General features: G+C 50.8%; 4 protein-coding genes. 3 read left to right on the top strand and 1 reads right to left on the bottom strand.

Annotated elements, in window-relative coordinates; genetic code table 11:
- From PHQ97_15980 to phoU, 3 genes are all read left to right on the top strand, one after another.
- The coding region (locus PHQ97_15980) for an ABC transporter permease subunit (protein ID MDD4394232.1) at positions 1–471 on the top strand (471 nt) is incomplete at its 5' end.
- 104 nt (positions 472–575) lie between these two features.
- The gene (gene pstB, locus PHQ97_15975; GenBank protein ID MDD4394231.1) at positions 576–1,337 is read left to right on the top strand and encodes a phosphate ABC transporter ATP-binding protein PstB; all 762 of its coding nucleotides are present in this window, start codon (positions 576–578) and stop codon (positions 1,335–1,337) included.
- Between the two features lie 294 nt (positions 1,338–1,631).
- Positions 1,632–2,294 (top strand): phosphate signaling complex protein PhoU, encoded by a 663-nt coding sequence (gene phoU / locus PHQ97_15970; GenBank protein ID MDD4394230.1) that lies wholly within the window; start codon positions 1,632–1,634, stop codon positions 2,292–2,294.
- Between the two features lie 257 nt (positions 2,295–2,551).
- On the opposite strand, the gene PHQ97_15965 is transcribed toward phoU, so the two are convergent.
- On the bottom strand, positions 2,552–3,553 hold the full coding sequence (locus PHQ97_15965) for a type I glyceraldehyde-3-phosphate dehydrogenase (GenBank protein ID MDD4394229.1): 1,002 nt from the start codon (positions 3,551–3,553) through the stop codon (positions 2,552–2,554).
- Positions 3,554–3,793: the final 240 nt, after the last annotated feature.

The following is a 3,793-nucleotide window of genomic DNA, read 5'->3' as shown; positions in this document are numbered from 1 at the left end:
CTGAAACTCGGGGTCAGCATCCTCGCAGGCTCCTTAACCCTGGGCGCCATGTCGCTTCCGGTCATTATCAGCACCACCGAAGAAGCCCTCAGAAGCGTGCCCGACACGTACCGGGAAGCGTCTCTGGGGCTTGGCGCCACCAAGTTACAGACGATTATGCGGGTAGTGCTCCCTACCGCGATGCCCGGCATCTTAACCAGCGTCATTTTAGGCATCAGCCGGGCCGCAGGAGAAACCGCTCCGATCATGTTCACGGCCGCGGTATTTTATACACCGCACCTGCCCTCCTCAATATTTGATGAAATCATGGCCCTGCCCTACCATATTTATGTACTGGCAACCGCCGGAACGGAAATTGAAGCCACGCGCCACCTCCAGTACGGCACCGCGCTGGTGCTGATCGCACTGGTGCTGGGCATGAATCTGATCGCAATTGTATATCGGGCACGGCTGAGGAGAAGGTTGAGCTGATGGCTGTTGACTATCAGCTACCAGCCACGCCATTTCAGATTTCGGGCAGCGCAGCTCCTTACGAACAAGGAAATTTTATGAAGCAATCAAGTCATACAACAACGATGAACAAGCCCGTTAAACTTTCGGCTCAACAGTTAAATTTCTTTTATGGTGATTTTCAGGCACTGACGGATATTTCTCTGGATGTTCATGAAAAACAGGTCACAGCATTGATCGGCCCGTCCGGATGCGGCAAGAGCACGTTTTTGCGATGCATTAACCGCATGAACGACCTGATTCCGACCGCCAGGACCGAAGGCGCCATCCTGATGGACGATCAGAATATCCTGGATCCATCTCTGGATGTCGTCACGCTCCGAAGCCGGGTCGGCATGGTATTTCAAAAACCCAACCCCTTTCCCAAAACTATTTTTGAAAATGTCGCCTACGGCCTGCGGGTCAATGGCGTCAAGGACAAGCAGTTTATTGCCGAGCGCGTTGAAAAAAGCCTTGAACAGGCTGCGCTGATGGATGAAATCAAGGACCGGCTTCACGATTCCGCCCTTGGGCTCTCCGGAGGACAGCAGCAGCGGCTGTGCATTGCCCGCGCCCTGGCGGTTGAACCCGAAGTGATGCTGATGGATGAACCGGCCTCGGCCCTGGATCCGATTTCCACCCAGAAAATTGAAGAACTGATTCACACACTCAAAGACAGCCTCACGATTATCATCGTCACCCACAACATGCAGCAGGCCGCCCGGGTTTCGGATGTGACCGCTTTTTTTTACATAGGAAAACTGATCGAAATGGACGTTACCGATACAATATTTACCCGCCCGAAACTCAAACAGACCGAAGACTATATTACTGGACGGTTTGGATGATGAACTTAGCGCGCGGACTAAGGAGCGCTATCGCTTGAGGACCACTTCGTTTGAGGGACGCTATCGCTTAAGGAGCACTTCGTTTGAGGCAAAAGATAAAAAACATTTCAGCCACAAAAAAACGCAAAACTCACAAAAACATTACCCCCCCCCTTTTTTGCGTTTTTTGTGACTCTTTACGGCTATCAATAGCGCCCTTGAGGGCGTGTTTAGGAGCGCTATCGATTAAGGGATTATAGAAAAATCAGGACACCGGGGCTGAAAATATCAGACGATTAATTTGAGGAGGCATTTATGGCAGAAAAGCACTTTCACAAGGAACTGGACAGAATAAAGAAAATGATCCTTTCTCTGGGCGCGCAGGTCGAGGAACGCTTCCATATGGCCATCAAAGCCATAGAGAACAAAGACGCCACAATTGCCAAATGGATTATCGACTCGGATCACGAAATCGATGAAACAGAAGTCAACATCGAGGAGGAATGCCTTAAAATTCTTGCCCTTTATCAGCCGGTTGCCGTTGACCTGAGGTTTATCATCGCCGTAATCAAAATCAACAATGATCTGGAACGAATCGCCGATGAGGCGTGCAACATCGCCGAACGGCTTGCAATCATCTTAAAGCATAAGGATATAGACATTTTCTTCGACTATTCCATTATGTGGGCAAAAACAGCCGATATGCTCAAACAGAGCCTGGATTCTCTAATCAACCTGAACAGCGGTCTGGCAAAGCAGGTCATCCATGCGGATGACGAAATCGATCATCTGGACAACGCGGCCTATGACGAGATTAAAGCCCACATGCATCATCTCCCCGAGCATATGGGCTACTGGATCAACCTTATGTACATTTCCCGCCATATTGAACGGATCGCAGACCACGCCGTCAACATCGCAGAGGAAGTCCTGTACCTGATCGAAGGAGAAATCGTGCGCCACGGGGAAATATCATAAAGATTCCCCCTGCGGGTGGATGACCGCTATCGCTTGAGGAGCACTTCGATAAAGGACCACTTCGTTTGAGGAACGCTATCGCTTAAGGAGCACTTCGTTTAAGGCAAAAGATAAGAAACAGAAAATTTTATTTTATAACATCCTCAAGAGTGCAAAACTTCCGGCCATCAAGCGCAGCGTCCATCAGTCTTTAATCTGAGAAATATGCGTAATCTGTGGATAAAATATAATCCCTATACGATAAATTTATTCAACGGTCAGAGAGGCAGGCGCTCGACAGCATCCAGAAGACGCCGGGAATATCCGGACTCGTTGTCGTACCAGACCTGAATCTTTACCATGCTTCCCTGCACCACACAGGTGGACAGACCGTGCACAATGCCCGATCTCGTATCGTTGACGATATCGGCAGACACCAGCGCATCTTGCGTATACCCCAATATTCCCTCCATGGGACCTTCGGCAGCCGATTTCAGAGCGCTGTTCACCTGTTCGGCAACGACCACCTGATTCAAATCCGCGACAATATCGGTAATGGCCCCGACCGGAATCGGTGCACGGATTGCCAGCGCCCGGATGCGATCTTTCAACTCCGGCAACACCATCACCGTGGCCTCATCAGACCCCGTACTGGTCGGAATCAGTGAAATAGCCGCGGCCCGGCCCCGGATGGCTTTTTTCGCCGCCCGGTCCACCAGCCCCTGGGTGCCGGTGTAGGCATGGACCGTGGTAACCATGGCCCGGTTGATCCCGAACCGGTCCAGCAACACCCTCAGCGGCGGGACCAGAGAGTTTGTCGTGCAGGAGGCAGTGGAAATAATCCGGTGATATTCCGGGTCAAATTCGTGGTCATTCACACCGACGACCAGCGTAAAATCGGCATCCCTGCAGGGCGCGCTGATCAGGACGCGCTTTGCCCCTGCCTCAATATGTTTGGCGGCAAGCGCTCTTGTGCTGAAAAATCCGGTACTCTCAATGACCGTATCCACCCGCAGCTCTTTCCATGGCAGCCGTGCCGGATCTTTTTCCGCAAACACCTGCACGGACCGCCCCCCCATGCCGATCACGCCATCCCCGACCTCCACCGGAAACGACGCAGGACCGTGAACCGAGTCATATTTGAGCAGATACGCCAGGTTATCCAGAGGCACCAGGTCGTTGACCGCCACAACCTGAATATCATCCGGATTCTGGTCCATAAAATGTCTCAACACCAGCCGCCCGATACGGCCCAGTCCATTGATGGCAATCCGTTTCATAGTCGATCTCCTCCTTGTTATAGTTTTCACGCAACTGCACTAAGAAGCATAACTTACCGCCCGTTCGCTCCGCTCAGCCAGCATTTTTTTTGCGTGCGTGAGATAAAATTCATGGTAACTATTCAGCGAAAAAACAAAAAGTAGCTAAAAAAAGACTTGACAGGGTTTTTCTGAAAAATTTTAAAATTCAACTTGATATGACTTTATTGTCGTATTCCGATAATAATGAATCTGATAGGG

This window comes from Desulfobacterales bacterium (genome assembly GCA_028704555.1).
Lineage (GTDB): Bacteria > Desulfobacterota > Desulfobacteria > Desulfobacterales > JAQWFD01 > JAQWFD01.
The sequence above is the reverse complement of the archived record's forward strand: the minus strand, read 5'-3'. Positions and strand labels throughout refer to the sequence as shown.

Bases quoted from the DNA above. Each gene is read 5' to 3' on its own strand.
- PHQ97_15965 (MDD4394229.1), bottom strand. From the start codon at position 3,553: ATGAAACGGATTGCCATCAATGGACTGGGCCGTATCGGGCGGCTGGTG.
- phoU (MDD4394230.1), top strand. From the start codon at position 1,632: ATGGCAGAAAAGCACTTTCACAAGGAACTGGACAGAATAAAGAAAATG.
- pstB (MDD4394231.1), top strand. From the start codon at position 576: ATGAACAAGCCCGTTAAACTTTCGGCTCAACAGTTAAATTTCTTTTAT.